This is a genomic window from Candidatus Nanosynbacter featherlites, assembly GCF_005697565.1.
Taxonomy (GTDB): domain Bacteria; phylum Patescibacteriota; class Saccharimonadia; order Saccharimonadales; family Saccharimonadaceae; genus Nanosynbacter; species Nanosynbacter featherlites.
Window position 1 is genome coordinate 740902 of record NZ_CP040004.1, and the last position, 18474, is coordinate 759375.

An 18474-nucleotide genomic window follows, 5' to 3' on the forward strand; every position below is an offset into this window, starting at 1 on the left:
TTATTATTTGCTATGGTTTCAGTATATCGCATAGTAGGAATTTACACCACCAAACCAAAACTTAACTTTTATTAATTGTAAGCGATCAACTGGTCAACTATCAGAAATGTAAGCTGAAGGTAGAGCCCTGACCCGCTTCGCTTTTAACGCTCAATTGATAACCGTTCTTATCAGCCACCGCCTTGGCGATAGCCAGCCCGAGACCATAGCCCGAGTTTTGCCCGCGAGTGCGAGCTTCATCGCTACGATAAAATCTGTCAAAAATTTTCGCCTGGTCTTTTTTTGCAATGCCAATCCCCTGGTCGACAACCGACAGGGCTCGTCCGTCCAGCCGAATTATGACAGTGCTGTCTGGTGACGAATATTTGATGGCGTTATCAATCAGTGTGCCTAAAATTTGCGTCACCGCCGTGACCGCTACTGTGTGTGTTATTGATGCCACTTGCATATCCAGTGCCACTCGTTTCTTGTCAGCTGCCGGCTGGTAGCGATCAACTGTGTCGCGGACAAGCTCGGCCATATCGACTGCCCGTTTTTCAATCTGCTGATTATTAACCTGGGTAAGTTGCAACAAATTATCCGTCAGTGTGCGCAATTGTTCAACCTCGTCAATGTTGCGCTGAAACACCACTCTCGCCCTGTCGTCATCCAGCGTTTTTTTGCGCAGCGCCACTTCGTTGGTGGTCATCAATGCTGTCAATGGCGTCCGCAGTTCATGGCTGGCATCCGACACAAACTGCGCTTGCTGCTCAATCGACCGCTCAATTGGTGCCAATGTCCGACGTGCCAATAGCAGACTCAGCCAATAACCGACCAGCAACATCACGCCATTGAGTACCACCAGCGACATAATCACCGACCCGCGCGTCTCGCGGTTGCGTTGCTCCAGGCGGCGACTAAACTGACGTTCAATAAGCTCTGGCGGTTGCTGAGCATGTTCACCCGGCGGTAATGGACGATTTAATTGCACGGAGGTGATAGCATAAATAATCACACTAAAGGCCAGCGACAACGTCATGATCACCGCTAAATAACTCAATGCCAACCGCCTGACGCGCTGCTGTTTCATGATTTATCCTCCAGTTTGTAGCCAAAGCCCGGGACGGTGTGAATCAATTTTGAGTCAAATGGTTTATCGATTTTGCGCCGCAAAAACATGATGAATAATTCAACATTGTTCGGCAAGACATCGGCATCAAAATCCCACACGTGCGAGATGATTTGCTCTTTGGACAAAACCTTGCCAGCGTTACGCATCAGATATTCCAAGACAGCATATTCTTTGGTGGTTAGGCTAATTTCCTGATTCGCCCGCGTCACTTTTTTCAAGCTCGGATCAAGCGTCAAATCACCAACTCGCAAGACTTCTTCCAGCTTCTCATTCGGACGACGCAGCAAAGCACGAAGACGCGCCAATAACACCTCAAAACTAAACGGCTTCGCCAAATAATCGTCAGCGCCCACGTCCAAGCCTTCGACAATATCCCGCTCGGCATCACGTGCTGTCAACATCAAAATCGGCGTCTGATTACCATCTTTGCGCAGCACCCGGCACACTTCATAGCCATTCATTTCCGGCAGCATCACATCAAGAATAATCACATCGTACTCGTCCGCCGTCGCCGTCCGGTAACCCTCGTCACCGTCATGTGCTACATCAACTGCATAGGCTTCGTCTTCCAAGCCTTCCTTCAGCGACTGGGCGATCGCCACGTCATCTTCTACTAGTAAAATCCGCATGCCCTACCCCAGCATCTTTCCTAACATATCAAATGTTCGTCCATTGCGAATAGTAATCAGCGGGTAAAACTTTTCTTTCATCAGTAGCTTGTGATATGACGTACGCAAAAATTCTTTCTCACTATATTTACCCCAAAATACCGCCTTTTTGCCAAAATGAACAACCTCATCATGAAGTGGCATTTGACCAATCCGCTCCTTGATATACTCAGGATCAACGTCATCGGTATAGAACAACACGTCGGTCCGTGCCAGAGGCTGGTGCCACCATTCTGGCAGACCAGATACTTCGCCTAAATACTCTTCTTTCGTCAGAATGACGTGTTTGATGATAAACGGAAAACGCCCTAACATGACAGCAATATTCTCTTTGACTGTCGTCAGGTCATCATCAGTATCAAATATGGCATTACCGCTATTAATGTAAGTGACGACATGCTGATACCCCAAATCTTCGAGACTCGCCGTGAGGTCTTTCATGGAGACTTTGTTTTTACCGCCGACATTGATGCCCCGGAGCAACAGGATATATCTCATATTCTTTAGTATACTATCGCCTGCGCCTCCGGCCAAATTCGCTGCACCAGTCGTTTACCGCGCGTGGTTGGTCGCACCCAGGCGTCGCCATAGGCTTGGTCGATCGCCATCAAACCTTTATGCCGCAAGTCCGCCAGCACATTCATCGCCGTTCGACGTGGCATGCCCATTTGCGCTGCCAGCGTGGCTGCATCATCGCCGCCATCTTCGTAGACTTGTTGCAATACCAGCGCCTCGTTGGTAGTTAAACTAATTTCGTTTGCGTATGCCTTATTCATGATCATCCTTTCTGTTAGTGATACCTTGATGATACGCTGCCAGTCTTTAAAAAAGCTGTAAACAATGATTATTTGGTAGGATTGTAGAACAATGTGTCTGGCTTGCGAACCACGTGCGTTATAGTACTACTACGATTGCCGTATTTACTCTGTAGATCAATGATGGTGACGTGCTGTTCTGTTGGTTCTGGGCCTGTTTTGAGTACCTGAACCGTGACAACGTCATTTGTTGTCGTCACGCCATATAAGCGCCCGGCCGACAGACGAACATTGTCTGGCGAGGGGTCTTTGACTGACTGATTAAAATAAAATCGCCACTGGGCAACACTACCAGATTTTGGTGCCGGGACGTATTCGGCACGCCGCAACCGTGGACCTTGCCTGTCGACCAGGACAAACATAGTAGCAACAGCAATAATCGCGACCGCCATCACCCATTGCCACCGCTGAGTTCGTTTCACAAAACTAATAGACATATTGGTTTTTCTCCTTATCAATCGGTCTGACATAATCAGGCGACAGGACCGTACGCTCGGTAGTGTTGGTATTTGGATTGGCGATGAACACGCCACTAGTTTCTACCCACTGATCTGGAGCAAAAGTTTTGCGCCAACCTGGGCTGTACACCGGCACGCCAATTGGGCGAGCATCCAAAGCACAACAGGTCACCACAAAACGCGAAACAAAGAAAACATTCTCATCCTTGCTGGCCGTGATAAATCCACTAACTTTGGCTGGTTTGTTTTGGTATTGTTTTGGGTCGCTGGATTGGGATAATAAGAGCGACCAATCTTTGATGGTGAAGTTGGTGTAGCTACCTCTTTCTTTGAGAATGGCCGACTCACGAGCATCGCTGGTCGCGTTTGCCCCACTGTTCATCACCCGCTGGCTCACCGTCAAACTGGTCAACGCTGCCGGCTGTATCACCAGCAGCATGACGATTGAGATGATGATTATCACCATGGTGCCATATGGCCGATATCGTTTATGTGAGGTTTTGTGATTGTGCTTTGGTAGTGTGATGAGTGTGGCGAGAGCGAGTAAAACGCCAGTCGTTGCTAATGCCAGGGAAAATAATTCATAGCGCGGATGAATATACCATTTGAGATTTTCCTCGAAAGATAGCCATATAGTGGCAATGCTGGCAGTCAATATCAGCACAATACCACTCCATTCGTCTACCTTGTTAATCCATCTCGATACCTTAGAATACATAGTTTACCACCAATCCCAGTAGCGCTGTTAGTAGTACTACCAAAAATGACACTTGCACCAGTACCGTTCGGCGATATGTCGTGCGCATCAAACTCAGCATTTTAATGTCAATCATCGGACCAAATGTCAGAAAGCTGACCAGTGAACCAGAGGTGAACGTACCGCGGAATGCCAATGCAAAGAATGCATCAACACTAGAGCAAATTGACACCACGAACGCCAACAATATCATAACCAACACTGACCAGGCCGGGCTGTTTCCTAACAACAAGATGGTTTCGCGTGGCACAACAACTTGGATGAGACCAGCAACCATGGCGCCGATGATCAGCGCTGGCATCATGGTGCGAGTTTCATGCTTGAAAAAATGTAGCGCGTCAACGAGCCTGTTTGAATTGTCACGTTTTTCTTTACAACTGGCGACGAACTCTGGACGCAGCATGGCGTCTTGTCGCGTGGAACTATATATCCAACCAATGAGATTGGCGATCAAAAAACCGCCCAGAATTCTGGCAATCAGTACAGTGGTATCATCAGAGAATGCCTGCTGAGTTGTGATGATGGTCACAGGATTTAGTATTGGTGCCGCCAAAAGAAAAGTGAGAGATTCTGCTGGCGTTAAACCTTTGGCAAGCAGCCCGCGCGCTAACGGCACGTTGCCACATTCACAGACCGGCATAAACACCCCGAGCAGTGATATGAGAGCACGGCGCAGGAATGGTTGTTTTGGTAAGTGCTGAAGCAGCCAGTCGTGAGGCAACCACACTCGAACAGCCATGGAAAAAAACATACCCAGCATCACAAACGGCAATGCTTCAATGATGACACTCAAACTCAGAGTAATAAAATCTTGAAAATATTTAGGTAGTTCCATGGACAGGTTACGTCCAATAACTTTCACCATAAGAAGCACCGCAACTACCACTGCAGCCAATAGCCAACGTTTATTTGTACTTTGACGTTTTTTCACTCATCTATTATACGTCTGATCTGCCATTTTTAACAATCAAGAAAAGCAGCGCCCGAGGAGGCAGACGCTACTTTTTTGCTGATTTGCACGCCGGTTAATTGGACTGCGGCGCGGTGTTAGTGGTTGGCGGCTGTGCTGAGCCGGTCTGTGACGACGGCGCAGTTTGGTTATTTTGCCCTGTGCCGTTGCTACTCTGCGTCGCTGGCGTTTGTGAATTTTGACCAGTCTGGTTCTGACCACCACCCGGTGCGCCGCCCGTTTGTCCACCTGGGCCGCCTGGCTGACTATTCTGGCTTCGGCTCATACCCGGCGGACCACCAGCCTGACTATTCATGCCACTATTTTGCGAGCCGCCGACTTGCATACCGACGACAAAGCTGAGCGTACAGGCCACTACGGCGCCGACTGCTAGGCCAGTGATCGCCCCAGTACTCAGACCATTCTTGCCAGAATTCGTGCCATTCGGGCGCGGCGCGAGAGGCTGATCATAGACCGCTTCTGGTGTGGTGAGTTGTGCTTGTTTGGTTTGTGAAATTACCATAATTTCTCCTTTCGTTAGTTTACGTTGCGGACAGTTTGTATAGTGTTACATCGCTACCTCCATAATTAACAACGGTGCCAGTTTGTTTGACCCACGCCGTGATCTCATTATTACCGCCGCCTGGGCCACCACTACGACCATGTGAGCCGATGGCGTAATAGTTGACCTTGCCGTCCTTCACTAATTGCTTAAATTGTTCCAGTGTCAGCGGCGTATCGCTACCGTTAAACCCACCGACCGCCATGACCGGCTGGCCGCTGGTTAGCTGAATCGCCGCCGACTCGTTGGCGCTGGCTACTGCTACCAGCCAGGTCGCGCCATTTTGATGCTGCAAAAGATACTGCACCAATTGACTGTCCGCCTGTGATGTTTCATTATTACTACCCCGCATCGCCGTCGAACTCGGCCCGGCCGTCGGAATACTACCAGTGTGCGCGACGTTGACTGTCGCTAGGGTATACACCGTCGGGGCGAGCGTGCAGGCGGCTAGGGCAGCGACAATTGCTGAGTTTTGGAGCCACCGGCGCGGCGTGTAAAGGTTGATTAATAGTCCAATCATCCCCGCCAGGCCCAATAGACCCACTATCCACATCAGCCACGTCATCGTCCCAGCGTAACCGATGATAATCACTGTGGTCACTGCCGTCACGCCGACCAGCACCGGCAGTAGCCATGCATATGGTTTGCGCCTGGTATATGCACCCCACAGGAACGGCAGACTGATACCGACGAGTGCCGCCACCGCTGGCGCCATCACCACCACGTAGTACGGGTGAATCACGCCGCTGGTCATGCTGAAAATCACGATGTGAATCAGTAGCCATAGCATCCAGAAAATCACTGCCGCCCGCCCGCGATTCGTTCGTGGCGTTTTGCGTAAAATCCACAGCATCAGCCCACCACCCGCCAGAGCTAAGGCTAGTAACCAAGCAATATTTGGCCCAAAATCATTGTTAAAGATCCTGAAAATTCCCGTCTGCCCACCAAAGCCCGTACCGCCTGGGCCATGTCCGCCGCCTGGGCCACCACCTCCACCACGCCCACCGAGCAGTCGACCAAGGCCGTTATAGCCAAAAATCAAACTCCAAATATTGTTATCATTAGTGCTACCCACCCACGGCCGGCTACCAGCTGGCGTCAGCCAGACCAGCACGCTCCACCACAGCGTCGATATCGCGGTGATGACGCCCGCAAACATCATGTGCAGAAACTGCGTGATGATCGGCGGCTTGGCAAACACCAGATAGACTAGTACCATCGCTGGTAGTACCATTAGTCCTTGCAACATCTTGGTGTTAAACGCCAGCCCCGTGAATAGCCCCGCCAGACCCAACCACAACAGTGGCCGTTTACCTTCCAGCGAACGTAAAAACGCGTATCCACTAGCGGTCAACATCAATGTCAAAATCGCATCAGGATTATTGAAGCCAAACATTAGTGCTGCCACTGGTGTCATTGCCAATACCGTCCCAGCGATTGCCGCACTCATAAAGCCAAACTGCCGCTTCACCGCCGCATAGACTAGCCACACTGAACCAACTCCTGCTAGTACACTTGGCAGTAACATCGAAAAGCTTGAAAAGCCAAACAACCGAGCGCTCAGTCCCATCACCATTGTCGCTAGTGGCGGCTTATCAACCGACACATAATTAGCCGCGTCCAAACTGCCAAATAACCACGCCGTCCAATCCTGACTGGCCGCCTGCACTGCCGCCGCATAGTAACTATTCGCCATGCCGTTATGGAGCGCGCCAAACAAATACAATACACTAGTCAACGCCAACAACACTGGTAGAGTCCACCTCTCAAACCATGACCGTTTGTCTAGTTCTTTATTGACGCGGTATAGCCCCTTCAGATCATCGACAGCCGTTTTCACAATTTTCACGCGACTATCCGTATCCTCAATCCAGGTCACCGGTTGCTCATAAATCGGCACACCCGCCCGCTCAGTTTTTATTAACAATTCAGTGTCAAAAAACCACTCATTGTCTTTGATTTTCGGTAAGAATTTTGCGGCGACATCCCGGCGAATCGCCTTGAAGCCGCACTGCGCATCACTAAACTTGGTACCTGAGGTCCATTTGATAATGTTGTTATAGCAACGCGAGATGAACTCCCGCTTCACGCCACGACTAGTTCTAGAATCTTTTAATAGCCGCGAGCCAATCGCCACGCCGGCTTCGCCCGCCACTAACGGCTGAATCATTGGTAGAAAATCATCCAGGCTGGTCGACAGATCAACGTCCATATACGCCAAAATGTCTGCCGGGCTATTCTGCCAGACCCGCTTGAGCGCCCGCCCGCGACCGCGCTCCACCAGGCTCACCACCCGCACCGACCGGTGCTTTTCCGCTAAGTTCTTGGCAATTTCCAGCGTCTTGTCCTGACTACCGTTGTCCGCGATGGTGATTTGATAGCGATACGGCAGGTGTTTCGCCATATACCCATCAAGCGTCATGATGCTTTTTTGAAGAATCTTCTCCTCATTAAGCACTGGTACGACGATATCGACGAGCGGACGGGCAATCGCCCGAAATGATGGCTGGCTCTCAGAAGTGGCGAGGTGCCGCGACCGAGCCAGCGGTTGGGCTATGGTTGCTGCTTTCATATTCATGCAAGCAACTATAGATGAGGGGACTGTAATTTTGCTTTAAGAACATATCAATCCAGCTCTTCTTACACTTACAGGAGGATTAGTAATATGGGCTATCAAATAATGGTTTTGCGTCAGTCCCCTGAAGAGCATGACGAACCTCATACCTGTGAGCACGATCAAATACAGTAGCCTTATTATTTACAAGTATTACGTTTATGTATTTTGGTAACTTGTACGATAACAGAGTGATGCCTACCATCTCAATTGTTTTTGATACTGCTATAAATATCTGTTTTGCGTTTTCTTGGTTATTAAAATCTGGAACATTCTTCTTATTTCTAAAATCCCCGTCATGCTCATTTACATTACGATTGTCGCGCAGATAATCCTGCCAAGTCCGCTTCTGAATATCAATAAATGATTTCAAGTCGCTCACCTCGGGGTGCCGCCTAATAAACCCACTCATTTGCTGTTCATAATCATCTCCTGAAAATAGACATCCCGTATCATATCCAAATGATCTAGTAAATTTTACGAGCCTATCCTTATAAGCACTCCATAGGCAACCATAGAGTGAGTTATAAACCGCGGTTATTTCAGAACTGGGTCGCGAATTAAAACAACTTTCCGCCACCACCTTGTAGTGATTCCTTGCTTCCTGAAGCTTTTCATAGATACGATCCGCGCAGAAATCAGCCTCATCTCTAATCTTGTCATTCTCTATTTTTTCTGCAGCCTTCTTAAATAGAAACCAAATACTCTCTACTTCTGGGTCGCTAGGTCCCCATTCTGCCCTTAATGAAAAAGTAAACTGTGTTTTATTAACTATCATACGGTTAATTGCCTTGATCAATATCTATTCTTTTTCGTTATCCTCACTCTAGTTCAAGCAACCTCTCTACAAGCATAAAAACAGTAGTGGAGGGGTCGGCATTGGCAGGGTCATTCTTATCGCTCAGTCTATATAGCTTCTTCGCATTTCGGATCGCAACATCTACCTTATCTTCAAGTTTGTCATACATTGACTGATCGTTCTTTTTATAGGTGCCCATAATCTCCCTCAACTTAACGATGTAATCAGAACGCAATATTTGAGTGTCACAGTAATTAAAATGTAACAAATACCAAAGTTCAAATGCATCATTAGAATATGCAACCTGCACTCCATTGGATTTAGCTTTTTCAATCGCAGAGTTGAATAAAGCAACGTCACTAGGGTTTGCTCTATTCTTATCCCTGTCAAATACACACCAAACCTCTTCGTAATCGCCATCTTCTTCCATCAAGGCTAGTGCCCTATCGACTACGCTAGTATGTACCGCCCCTGCTGGCTCTATAACTACATTCATGGTTCTAACCTTAAATCCCTTAAAATAGTTTGGCTCCGTTCTTTTTCCTTCACAAACGATAAGAATCCGCGGTTTAACCTCACGGTTTGCTGATTTTCTAGAGAGTCGGCTCCTACCCCTAGAGCGCTCCCATGCTTTTACCCTCCTACTCATTATGTTAATCTATAAACTATTAAAATCCCCTATATATGGTATCGCGCCATATCTACCATTTATGTAATCTTTCTGGAATGAAGCATCTTTTCGGGGCTTATATTCCAACAATGAATATAAATGAGAGGAACCATACTTATCCTTTTCTGTGAACCAGATCTGGTCTCTTCTAAAATGGTTTCCCTGCAGAAGATTAGTGTCGTGGGTTGTAAATATTAACTGTGCGTTCTTTTTATTACTAATCTTTGAATTGAAAAGTTTTACAATCTCTTTCGTTACGAGTGGATGAAGTTTTGACTCAAGTTCATCTACGACGATTGTCTTACCAGTTTCAAGCGACTGAACCAAGCTTCCCGCTAAGGCAAATAATTTTTTAGTACCATCAGACTCTTGCTGCCGAAGATCAAACTCTTCAATACCCGACTCTTTACCGTCTTCGTAAGTCTTACGATAAATGATAACTCGGGGTGGCATTTTCTTCCCCCCACCTTCTTTTTCAAAGAGTGCATTTACACTCGCAATAAAAGCCCTCGCTTGGTCAGATATCTCCAAATCAGCAGGTATCGCAATAGGCACGAAATATCGCTCCTCGATAGCGATATCTTCAATTTGAGCATCAAATCTATTAAGAATATCAAGAACCTGTTTCTTTCTCTTTTTGCCGCTCTTGCCTTCTTCTAAAAGCATATCAGTAGTATTACTCAAATCAGAGTCTAACCCGCTCATAACAGACATATCCTCAAACCACTCTATGATAGATTGGGTAATGCTTGCACCATTAAGCTGAGCTACAAATGATAAAAATAGTTTATCCTTTTTGATACTATCGCTTAATATTCTTCCCTCTCTAAATGAACGGCCAATAGTTATGTTTTGTTTTTCTCGAATAAAAAGAGATGCTTCTCTAGTTGTCGGAACATAAAACAACCATTCTGACAAGACACTCTTTCTGTCAATTTCAAAGCCATATCTATACCTTATATTATCTTTCATGAAAATTATTTCAAAGAAGGTTGGCTCATCTTTCATAGTTCTATCAAGCTTATAAGCACAGTTACGTATTGGGGCTTCCTCTAATACAAGATTTCGCATAAAATCAATTGCTTGAACGAAATTTGTCTTGCCACTACCATTGGCACCATAAACAGCCGCGCTCTTAAGAATGCGCCTATTGTTGACTAGAAAGGTATTATTATCTCCATTTGTCTTATCATTTGAAGCAAGCATACTAAACTCAGCCATGTCTTTAAATGATAGGCAGTTTGCAGTTCTAAATTCTATGAGCATAAATTTCTCCTGCCTGAAATTATACCAAAATATACACTAAAATGCAATGATTTGAGTTATTTTCACAAAATATGCTATTTTAAATCATTTTATAAGTCTTATTCTTGTTATTTACAGCTCTTTTACAGCCCCACCCGCTATACTCACCAACATGAATCTTCGCAAACAACTCACCACCTTTGCCGCCATCGGCACTCTCAACACCGCCGTTGATGTCACAATATACACTCTGCTGATATGGCTCACCGCACCGCTACTATTAGCTATTATCATTTCAACCACCGCAGGAATGGTTTGCAGCTATATTCTCAATAGGCGATTCACCTTCAAGACCAACCGCCAGCCAATCGTCCAGTTCATCTGCATCACCATCACTGGCCTGTGGATTTTACAACCAGTCGTCATATGGCTACTCGTCCAACTGCTCGGGATAACCAGCACACTTGGCTTAAGCATGGCAAAATTAGCCGCCACCAGCATCAGTCTGATGTGGAATTTTGTGTGGTACCGAATCGTATTTCAAAAAACAAAGAAAAAACACCTCCGTAGAAGTGTCTTTTCTTGGCTCCGGCAGCTGGGCTCGAACCAGCGACCTATTGGTTAACAGCCAACCGCTCTACCACTGAGCTATGCCGGAATACCGTATTGCCATTGTACCGTATCATGACATTATTGTAAAGAACTGAATTAGGGTTATATTAGGCACCTTTGACAATATCCAAGGCTTTTCTCAGGATGGCTGCCTCCTCATGAGCCACCTCATCCGCCGTGGCCTCACGTTTTTTGGCTTCTTGCTCCAACTGCTGCCACCACGGTGTAGTTACATCAGTGGTCGTATCGCGATTGATGCAAAGCTCCAGCGACCTGGCTTTACCCTCTCGCTTGATCAAGGCCCCTTGCGCCACCAAACCATCAATATGTTTGGCTACTGTTGAGACTGATTTATAGCCCAAAGCCTGCATTATCTCTCGAAACGTTGGGCTATATCCCTGTCCACTAATGAATCCTTCAATAAAATCTAGTAGTTGTTTTTGCTTTTTTGTTAGTTTCATATATGTTCTATTCCTTGCTATACTTATAATACAACCAAATAGGAGGATAATAAAGATGAAGATTTTGTTGACTGGTGGTGCAGGCTATATCGGTTCTCATACTGCCATTGAGCTGATTCACAGCGGACACGAGGTGGTTATTATGGATGATCTGTCGAACAGCTCGGCGGAAGTGATACGACGCATTGAGCACATCACCAAAACGACCGTTCCGTTTGTAGAGGCAGATGTGCGTGACAAAGCGGCGCTAGAAGCAGTATTCACGAGTCAACAGATTGACGCGGTGATTCATTTCGCAGGATTTAAAGCTGTTGGTGAGTCAGTCGCCAAGCCACTGGAGTACTATGATAATAATCTCATCTCAAGCTTGGTTCTACTGGAAACCATGCAACAGCATCATGTCAACAAAATTGTTTTCTCCAGTTCAGCCACTGTCTATGGCAATCCAGAGTCTCTGCCACTGACAGAAGAATCACCAACCGGTCGAGGAATCACCAATCCATATGGCCAGACCAAGTTTATGATTGAACAGATTTTGCAAGATGCTGCAGTCGCCAACCCGGAGTTGGAAGTTTCTATTTTGCGCTATTTCAACCCCATCGGTGCGCACGCATCAGGAACCATTGGTGAAGATCCAAACGGCATTCCTAATAACTTGCTGCCGTATGTTGCGCAAGTGGCAGTTGGTAAATTAAACGAGGTCGGCGTGTTTGGTGATGATTATGACACACCAGATGGCACTGGTGTACGTGACTATATCCACGTGGTCGATTTGGCGCGTGGTCACGTGGCAGCGCTGGAGCACATGAAGTCAGGTGTAAATATCTATAACCTTGGCACAGGACACGGTACCTCTGTTCTGGAAATCATCAAAGCCTTCTCTCAAGCCTCTGGCCACGACATTCCTTACGTCATCAAGCCTCGTCGCCCTGGTGATTTGGCGGCTTGCTACGCCAACTGCGACAAAGCTCAACGAGAGCTCAACTGGAAAGCTGAATTATCTGTTGAACAAGCCTGTCAAGACACATGGAACTGGCAAAGTAACAATCCAAACGGCTACCACTCATAAGACGCTTTGCGTACTGAACCAAAACCAGCGGCTTCCTACCGCTGGTTTTCTGTACCAAGGACGATGACAATGTCAGCGTTATACTTACTGATGGTCGGCGGGATGGTGGTTACAACATTAGTGCCATAGGTTTGCTTCAATTTTTCAATAGTCTTTGGTTTAGTACCGTTACTCAGGTCGTAGATGGTATGTTTGGCTTGCACGCCGCCTGGATAGTTACCAACCTGAACCACATTTAGCTCTTGTTTGGTTAATTTCGTCTGTTCAGCGGCCGCCACCCCGGCGATACCAGAACCATTCAATATCACCAGTCTCGCTTCTTCATTCATCTCAGCTGTTGGGCTGATGCGTTTTTTGACATAATTTTTAATGGCCGTGTAGTTGTAGGTTCCAGCGGTTGGCACCACCACACTGGCGCCTGCGATATTGGAGGTTGTCAGTAGCTGTACCTTATTTTTCTCATCAACCAGTGGTATTGAGACAATCTTTTCTGCGTTAAATTCCTTTAGGATCTCAATGATGGTCTGCATTTCTTTGGTTTCAAAATTGGTGTTAATGTTATTGCCCAGCGCATCAATAATACCCATCATGACATTAAAGTCTGCCTTGTTGGATGTCTTAGCCTTCTCGACGATGGCCTTGATGATTTTTTGCTGGTTGCGCTCACGGTCAAAGTTACCGCCACTCAATCCAATTCCTCCAGCACTACCACGGGCACGACTAAATGCCAAGGCTTGCTCACCATTCATGTGAACTGTCTCACCGTTACGGTAGCGGATTTTTGTAGCCACGTCGTACACCATTGATGAGCCGTCGTAGGCCTCAACCTTCACGTCGATTCCACCAAGTGCATTAACCACCTCAGTAAGCACGCGCCAGTTAGCGTGCACTTTGTAGTGGATTTCCATACCCAATACTTCTTGCGCGGTTTTGGCTATCTCAGCTTGTCCAGCCTGTTCGCTGGCAGCCTGGTCTTTTCCACTGTCTTTGGCGTCTTGTTTACCACAGCCATAACTCTCGTTTAGCTTTCCGGCGGTAGTTTTCAGCCAAGACTGGCAGGTATGTTTTACATACAGGTCTCGTGGCAGAGACACAGTGTAGGCGTCCTTATTGTCCTGGTGATAAGACAATACCATGATGGAGTCAGCCAAATCAGCACCCTCCCAGCCGTCAGGCGACGTACCAAAAATCAAAACATTCGTACGGCCGTTATCATCCTGTTTGAGGCGTGTTTTCGTAAACAACCCAAGGATATCTCCACCAACAACTCGCGACAGGTTATTGTATAACCGCCACGCCTGAAAGCCCAAAAAAATCAGCAGCGGAATTAAAATTATCAGTATAATGCGCTTGATGAGCCGTCGCTTTTTAAACTGCTCAAATGACAGTGGTTTTTTGTTCTTTTTCTGGCGCTTTTTATTGATCTTTTCGAGTTTCTTTTCTGCTTTGAGGCGCTTCTGCTCTTTTTTATCCGGTTCTGGTCGGACTGGTCGCTGCGGCTGATTATCAATTTCTCGCAAACTAGCCTGTATATCATTATCTTCAGCAAACGGTCGCTGAAGTTGTTGTGGTTGCTGAAAATTTTGTGGAGCAACTGGGGTACGTCGCGGCTGCATACCATCAATAGCAACCGGTCTGCCCACTCGTCTTGGAGCGTCAGCACCGGGTTTATTCCCGACTCGCTCTGGTCGTCGACCAGCAGGAATGAAACCATCAACTGATATATTCGGCTTTTTCATCAACTCTATCTATTATAGCAAACATAAGCATTGCAACAAAATAAATATGAAGGGCGTTTGGTAAGCCTGAAAAGAACATCCACTGGAGGACAAACCCTAGTACAATCGGCCAGGCTAGCGCTTTTTTGGCATACGTTTTTCGGCATAAAGCCAGCAGCAAAACCAGCAACAATACAACACCGACAATTCCCAATTCCACCCCAACGGACAAGAATTCATTTTGGACAATCTCAAATTCACCGCTCGTCTTGCCGGACTGTTGAAAAATAGCACGTCCTGCGCCGCCCACACCCACACCAACGAGGAACTGTACCGGGTTTTTAGTCCAAACATCCAAAGCCAGTTGCGACATGCCAGTTCGCTCCTCTGTCGACCTAGCTACATAGCCATCAAACAAAGCTTTGGGCGGCGAGTCCGGGGTCACTTCTTGTGGACTGGTTGCTGAGGTACTCTCTTGCGGTGATTGCTGAGATGTTGGGTTTGGTAAGTTGATTTTTCCAAGTGACAGATGGCTGATCGATTTAGTAATTGACTGATAAAACCCATCAGCCACTCTCGGGTTAAGTTGTGTAAAAATCCCGTGCCACATCATACCAAAAGCAAAACTCCCCACTAGCACCGTGACGACCACAGCTGAGGACCGTAGCCAGTTGGCTGATGTGCGCCAGCTTACCAGTACCGTCTGCACCAATACCGCCGCTACTACGGCATACATTGCGCCGCGACTCAGTGTCAGGTACAACGCCATGAACATCAAACAGAGAGAGATTACGTCATATTTTGTGACCTTGCTCTGGAGAAGTTGGTAGGACAGCAGTAGAATTGGAGCAATCAACAGACTCCCAAAAAATTGTGGTTCAATAGTAAAACCACTTGGGCGTACAAACCCAAATCCTCGCGCCACACAGCCGCCACACAACCCCCAGTCAAACCAGGCACCGTACGCCACTTGGATAATTGCCAGCAAGCTCATCACCACCGCGGTGGTGATGGTGACTCTCATTAGCGGGCTAATCATCTTTTTTAGTGACGGCAAGTTATATATCACCAAGAAATCGAGAAACAGCACACTCCAGAGGCCGCTTACAAGGATTGATCTCAGAGGGTTAACTGACCATATGATGCTGAGGAGATTCCAACCCACAAACACAGCCAGTAACCAGACAGCTTTTTGTCGCCAGAGTAAGTGCCGACGGCTCCATATTTGTGGTAGTCCTGTTAATGCCAAAATTACTGCGTAGATGACGGCAATTGATAACTCTAAATTGGTGCCGCTTTGCCGACCAAAAGATATGGTGGGAAAATACGAAAACCACACCGCCACCGGTGCCAACAACACTAACTTCTCCGTGAAGCTAGCTTTTATCAGCCACGACGGCAGATGTTGTCGCACGTTAGTTACTAGTCGCATCATCAACTATCCGCTGCAACTCCTGCTTAAATCTCACATCTGAAAAAGCTTTTGCTGAGGCTGAAACTTGCTGCTTGTCAAATGTCATACCGTCAAAGCGTTGCATTGCCGCCGCCAAACTCTCAACTGTCTGCTCATCAAAGAATATGCCATTTTCCCCTTCGTGAATATAATCCAGTGCCCCACCTTGTTTTAAAGCGATCACCGGCACACCAGCGCTCAACGCTTCAATTGGCGCAATGCCAAATGGCTCAATGCTTGGGAAAATAAATCCTTTTGCTTGGGATACCAGAGTATTTAACTCCTCAGGATTATCAATGCGCGGAATAAACCTGATGAGCGGACTATCTCCCGCCAGTTGCTGTAAACTGCTGTGCTCCGCACCATCACCCACCAACACCAACCGTTTGCCCGACAACAAACACGCTTGAATAGCAATATCCAAACGCTTCCAGTTAACCTGCCGAGATGTGGTGATGAAGAATTCTTCTTTGGAAATAGCGGCCGAGTCAACAGTAAATTTATCGACTTCAACCGGCGGAAACAACACCTGAGCGGAACGATTATAGTACTTTTCAGTTTCCGCAGCTGAATACGACGAGTTAGCTACCAGCACTGTTGGTCGCTGAGCAAATTTCCAATCAATCTTACGCAGCGGCCCAACTAACAATTTAAAAAAGAACCGTACGATGAAGTTCAGCTTACCAAAGCCAGGGTTTTTGACATAGTCATCATACATTCCCCAAAAGTACTGCGTCGGCGGGCCCTGCAAATAGCAAATTCCTGTTTGATGTGGATGGAGTTTAATTCCCTTACTTTCTGCCGTACAAACGGTGATGATAATGTCATAGTGGCGTAATTTACGGTGCAAATGATTGAAATATAACGCCCTGGGTACTGCCAGAATTTTCCTGAGACGAGCAGGAAAAATATTCACCCAGCCGACATGTACCTGGCAATCATCAAACCAATTTATCTGCTTGCGAGAATATTGAGAGGTAAAAATAGGTGCGTCAGGGAATAGTTCATGGATGGATTTGACTACTTTCTCCGCTCCGCCATAGGTCGTCAACCAATCACAGACAATAGCGACGCGCGGCGCTTCCTGGCCCTCAGAAGCCATTATCGAGCTCCCCGTTGGAACAACACCATCCCAAACGTCTTTACCAAAATACGAATATCCAACCACAGCGACCAGTTCTGCACATAATACACATCAAGCTGACGTCGCTCCTCAAAGCTAATATCGCGCCTGCCAGACACCTGCGCCAGACCAGTCAAACCTGATTTCACTGCCAAGATAGTATCTTTGCGTTTGTACTGATTGATCTCCTGAGGAATTAAGGCTCGTGGACCAACTAGTGAGATATCACCTTTGACGACATTTAGCAGTTGTGGCAATTCATCCAGTGAGGTCGCCCGAAGAAATCGCCCCAACCGAGTGATGCGTGGATCATTGTCCAGTTGATCGCCATTGTCACGATATTGTTTGATCAGCTCCGGACGGCCCATCATGGTAAAAGCTTCTTCAGGAGTTGTGCCGTTATATTTAGATTTTTGTGAGCGGAACTTATAGATCCTAAATTCGCGGTTAAACCGTGTTAACCTGGTCTGACGGAAGAACACGGCTTCACGTGGTGCGCTCAGTTTCATGATGATAGCAACCAACAGCATGATTGGTGAGAGTAGTAGTAGCGCCACACTACCGACCACGATATCCATCAAGCGTTTCCACACTCGACCAACCCCGAACAACTGGGTTGCCTGAATTTCTATGATTGGTAGTCCAGCAATGATTTCCACGCTATTCATTTTGGACACCATTCGGTCTTGCTGCGGCACAAACATATAAGTCAGGTGGTTTGACAAAGCGTAGTGATATACCTCTTGGGACCGTGTAATGTCAGTTTGTATGATGATGGCTGGGCGAACTGATTCTACTGCCGTTTTGAAGTTCTTAAAGGTTTCAACCCCTTTACCACCATAACCAGCCACGACGCCAACGACGTCATAGCCATAATTGATATTTTTGCCAAAATATTCTGCCAACTCAACAGTTTTATCATTATCACCAACGATCAACACTTTTTGCCTACCAAAGCCACGCAAGATCAAAACACTATTGATCAATTTCACAATCTCACGACCAAGAATCATCAAAATAAAATTGATGACCACAAAGTATACTGCAATGATTCGCACCGGAAACACATCTTCGCCAGTGAAAAATTCGTAAGAAATTAGCGCCATCACGCTAATCACTGAGGTCAACAGCACGCGCATATACTCTTTGGGGCGCGACAAAAATATTTCTCGGTTGTATAGCCCAGACAAGGCGTTAACCATTAGCCACAGCGGCAACAACGCCACAATCAGCACGACAAAGTTGCGAATTTGCGGCACAAAATAATACACACGAGTGTCCAGGTGTGTTCGGTAATAATAGGCCAGCGCAAATGACAGCACCACCATCGAAACATCAGCCAGTAAGAGTAACGCTTTTGAGGTGAACAGGAAATCGCGTTTCATAGTGT

Annotated in this window: 19 protein-coding genes and 1 tRNA gene; 2 read left to right on the plus strand and 18 right to left on the minus strand. The window is 46.8% G+C overall.

The features are described 5' to 3' along the window. Window positions 1–100: 100 nt before the first annotated feature. From FBF37_RS03830 to FBF37_RS03885, 12 genes are all read right to left on the minus strand, one after another. Complete coding sequence (locus FBF37_RS03830) at window positions 101–1069, minus strand: sensor histidine kinase (protein ID WP_138079638.1); 969 nt, start codon at window positions 1067–1069, stop codon at window positions 101–103. After that, a complete protein-coding gene (locus FBF37_RS03835) occupies window positions 1066–1740 on the minus strand; it encodes a response regulator transcription factor (RefSeq protein WP_138079640.1) in 675 nt (224 codons plus the stop codon). The genes FBF37_RS03830 and FBF37_RS03835 overlap by 4 nt, the downstream gene beginning before the upstream one ends. 3 nt (window positions 1741–1743) lie before the next feature. After that, entirely contained in the window at window positions 1744–2277 is a 534-nt protein-coding gene (locus FBF37_RS03840) for a DUF1697 domain-containing protein (RefSeq protein WP_138079642.1), read from the minus strand. Window positions 2278–2282: 5 nt separating this feature from the next. Next, window positions 2283–2555: a MarR family winged helix-turn-helix transcriptional regulator gene (locus FBF37_RS03845; RefSeq protein WP_138079644.1), complete on the minus strand. Its 273-nt coding sequence runs from the start codon at window positions 2553–2555 to the stop codon at window positions 2283–2285. A 68-nt stretch (window positions 2556–2623) separates the two neighbouring features. Continuing rightward, window positions 2624–3031: a hypothetical protein gene (locus tag FBF37_RS03850; protein ID WP_138079646.1), complete on the minus strand. Its 408-nt coding sequence runs from the start codon at window positions 3029–3031 to the stop codon at window positions 2624–2626. Continuing rightward, on the minus strand, window positions 3021–3770 hold the full coding sequence (locus FBF37_RS03855) for a TIGR03943 family putative permease subunit (protein WP_138079648.1): 750 nt from the start codon (window positions 3768–3770) through the stop codon (window positions 3021–3023). Before FBF37_RS03855 ends, FBF37_RS03850 begins: the two co-directional genes overlap by 11 nt. After that, the gene (locus FBF37_RS03860) at window positions 3760–4740 is read right to left on the minus strand and encodes a permease (protein WP_236861241.1); all 981 of its coding nucleotides are present in this window, start codon (window positions 4738–4740) and stop codon (window positions 3760–3762) included. Before FBF37_RS03860 ends, FBF37_RS03855 begins: the two co-directional genes overlap by 11 nt. A 94-nt stretch (window positions 4741–4834) precedes the next feature. Then, entirely contained in the window at window positions 4835–5281 is a 447-nt protein-coding gene (locus FBF37_RS03865; RefSeq protein WP_138079650.1) for a hypothetical protein, read from the minus strand. A gap of 19 nt (window positions 5282–5300) precedes the next feature. Then, the gene (locus tag FBF37_RS03870) at window positions 5301–7892 is read right to left on the minus strand and encodes a mannosyltransferase YkcB-related protein (RefSeq protein WP_174843610.1); all 2592 of its coding nucleotides are present in this window, start codon (window positions 7890–7892) and stop codon (window positions 5301–5303) included. An 85-nt stretch (window positions 7893–7977) separates the two neighbouring features. Continuing rightward, entirely contained in the window at window positions 7978–8712 is a 735-nt protein-coding gene (locus FBF37_RS03875) for a hypothetical protein (RefSeq protein ID WP_138079654.1), read from the minus strand. Between the two features lie 43 nt (window positions 8713–8755). After that, window positions 8756–9382: an RloB family protein gene (locus tag FBF37_RS03880; protein ID WP_138079656.1), complete on the minus strand. Its 627-nt coding sequence runs from the start codon at window positions 9380–9382 to the stop codon at window positions 8756–8758. A 9-nt stretch (window positions 9383–9391) separates the two neighbouring features. Next, the gene (locus tag FBF37_RS03885) at window positions 9392–10624 is read right to left on the minus strand and encodes an AAA family ATPase (RefSeq protein WP_236861242.1); all 1233 of its coding nucleotides are present in this window, start codon (window positions 10622–10624) and stop codon (window positions 9392–9394) included. 196 nt (window positions 10625–10820) lie between these two features. Between FBF37_RS03885 and FBF37_RS04240 the strand changes: the two genes are divergently transcribed. Then, window positions 10821–11273: a GtrA family protein gene (locus FBF37_RS04240; RefSeq protein ID WP_138079762.1), complete on the plus strand. Its 453-nt coding sequence runs from the start codon at window positions 10821–10823 to the stop codon at window positions 11271–11273. On the opposite strand, the gene FBF37_RS03895 is transcribed toward FBF37_RS04240, so the two are convergent. Together FBF37_RS03895 and FBF37_RS03900 are read right to left on the minus strand one after the other, a co-directional pair. Continuing rightward, window positions 11232–11306 (minus strand) — tRNA-Asn (locus tag FBF37_RS03895). The two genes, FBF37_RS04240 and FBF37_RS03895, sit on opposite strands and share 42 nt — an antisense overlap. A 61-nt stretch (window positions 11307–11367) precedes the next feature. Then, on the minus strand, window positions 11368–11721 hold the full coding sequence (locus FBF37_RS03900; RefSeq protein ID WP_138079660.1) for a LexA family protein: 354 nt from the start codon (window positions 11719–11721) through the stop codon (window positions 11368–11370). Window positions 11722–11776: 55 nt separating this feature from the next. Here FBF37_RS03900 and galE point away from each other — a divergent pair, with 55 nt between their 5' ends. Next, the gene (gene galE / locus FBF37_RS03905) at window positions 11777–12790 is read left to right on the plus strand and encodes a UDP-glucose 4-epimerase GalE (RefSeq protein ID WP_138079662.1); all 1014 of its coding nucleotides are present in this window, start codon (window positions 11777–11779) and stop codon (window positions 12788–12790) included. A gap of 35 nt (window positions 12791–12825) precedes the next feature. Here galE and FBF37_RS03910 read toward each other — a convergent pair whose 3' ends face one another. The 4 genes from FBF37_RS03910 to FBF37_RS03925 are packed head-to-tail and all read right to left on the minus strand — an operon-like array spanning window position 12826 to window position 18469. Next, window positions 12826–14529, minus strand: a complete 1704-nt coding sequence (locus FBF37_RS03910) for an LCP family protein (protein WP_138079664.1) — start codon at window positions 14527–14529, stop codon at window positions 12826–12828. After that, window positions 14504–15943, minus strand: coding sequence for an O-antigen ligase family protein (locus FBF37_RS03915; RefSeq protein ID WP_138079666.1), 1440 nt, complete (start codon window positions 15941–15943; stop codon window positions 14504–14506). Before FBF37_RS03915 ends, FBF37_RS03910 begins: the two co-directional genes overlap by 26 nt. After that, window positions 15924–17063 (minus strand): glycosyltransferase, encoded by a 1140-nt coding sequence (locus FBF37_RS03920; protein WP_138079668.1) that lies wholly within the window; start codon window positions 17061–17063, stop codon window positions 15924–15926. The genes FBF37_RS03915 and FBF37_RS03920 overlap by 20 nt, the downstream gene beginning before the upstream one ends. Continuing rightward, window positions 17063–18469, minus strand: a complete 1407-nt coding sequence (locus tag FBF37_RS03925; protein ID WP_138079670.1) for an exopolysaccharide biosynthesis polyprenyl glycosylphosphotransferase — start codon at window positions 18467–18469, stop codon at window positions 17063–17065. The genes FBF37_RS03920 and FBF37_RS03925 overlap by 1 nt, the downstream gene beginning before the upstream one ends. Window positions 18470–18474: the final 5 nt, after the last annotated feature.

Bases quoted from the DNA above. Each gene is read 5' to 3' on its own strand.
- FBF37_RS03840 (WP_138079642.1), bottom strand. From the start codon at position 2,277: ATGAGATATATCCTGTTGCTCCGGGGCATCAATGTCGGCGGTAAAAAC.
- FBF37_RS03920 (WP_138079668.1), bottom strand. From the start codon at position 17,063: ATGGCTTCTGAGGGCCAGGAAGCGCCGCGCGTCGCTATTGTCTGTGAT.
- FBF37_RS03875 (WP_138079654.1), bottom strand. From the start codon at position 8,712: ATGATAGTTAATAAAACACAGTTTACTTTTTCATTAAGGGCAGAATGG.
- FBF37_RS04240 (WP_138079762.1), top strand. From the start codon at position 10,821: ATGAATCTTCGCAAACAACTCACCACCTTTGCCGCCATCGGCACTCTC.
- FBF37_RS03850 (WP_138079646.1), bottom strand. From the start codon at position 3,031: ATGTCTATTAGTTTTGTGAAACGAACTCAGCGGTGGCAATGGGTGATG.
- FBF37_RS03880 (WP_138079656.1), bottom strand. From the start codon at position 9,382: ATGAGTAGGAGGGTAAAAGCATGGGAGCGCTCTAGGGGTAGGAGCCGA.
- FBF37_RS03900 (WP_138079660.1), bottom strand. From the start codon at position 11,721: ATGAAACTAACAAAAAAGCAAAAACAACTACTAGATTTTATTGAAGGA.
- FBF37_RS03835 (WP_138079640.1), bottom strand. From the start codon at position 1,740: ATGCGGATTTTACTAGTAGAAGATGACGTGGCGATCGCCCAGTCGCTG.
- FBF37_RS03885 (WP_236861242.1), bottom strand. From the start codon at position 10,624: ATGGCTGAGTTTAGTATGCTTGCTTCAAATGATAAGACAAATGGAGAT.
- FBF37_RS03845 (WP_138079644.1), bottom strand. From the start codon at position 2,555: ATGAATAAGGCATACGCAAACGAAATTAGTTTAACTACCAACGAGGCG.
- FBF37_RS03830 (WP_138079638.1), bottom strand. From the start codon at position 1,069: ATGAAACAGCAGCGCGTCAGGCGGTTGGCATTGAGTTATTTAGCGGTG.
- galE (WP_138079662.1), top strand. From the start codon at position 11,777: ATGAAGATTTTGTTGACTGGTGGTGCAGGCTATATCGGTTCTCATACT.
- FBF37_RS03910 (WP_138079664.1), bottom strand. From the start codon at position 14,529: ATGAAAAAGCCGAATATATCAGTTGATGGTTTCATTCCTGCTGGTCGA.
- FBF37_RS03865 (WP_138079650.1), bottom strand. From the start codon at position 5,281: ATGGTAATTTCACAAACCAAACAAGCACAACTCACCACACCAGAAGCG.
- FBF37_RS03915 (WP_138079666.1), bottom strand. From the start codon at position 15,943: ATGATGCGACTAGTAACTAACGTGCGACAACATCTGCCGTCGTGGCTG.
- FBF37_RS03925 (WP_138079670.1), bottom strand. From the start codon at position 18,469: ATGAAACGCGATTTCCTGTTCACCTCAAAAGCGTTACTCTTACTGGCT.
- FBF37_RS03855 (WP_138079648.1), bottom strand. From the start codon at position 3,770: ATGTATTCTAAGGTATCGAGATGGATTAACAAGGTAGACGAATGGAGT.
- FBF37_RS03870 (WP_174843610.1), bottom strand. From the start codon at position 7,892: ATGAAAGCAGCAACCATAGCCCAACCGCTGGCTCGGTCGCGGCACCTC.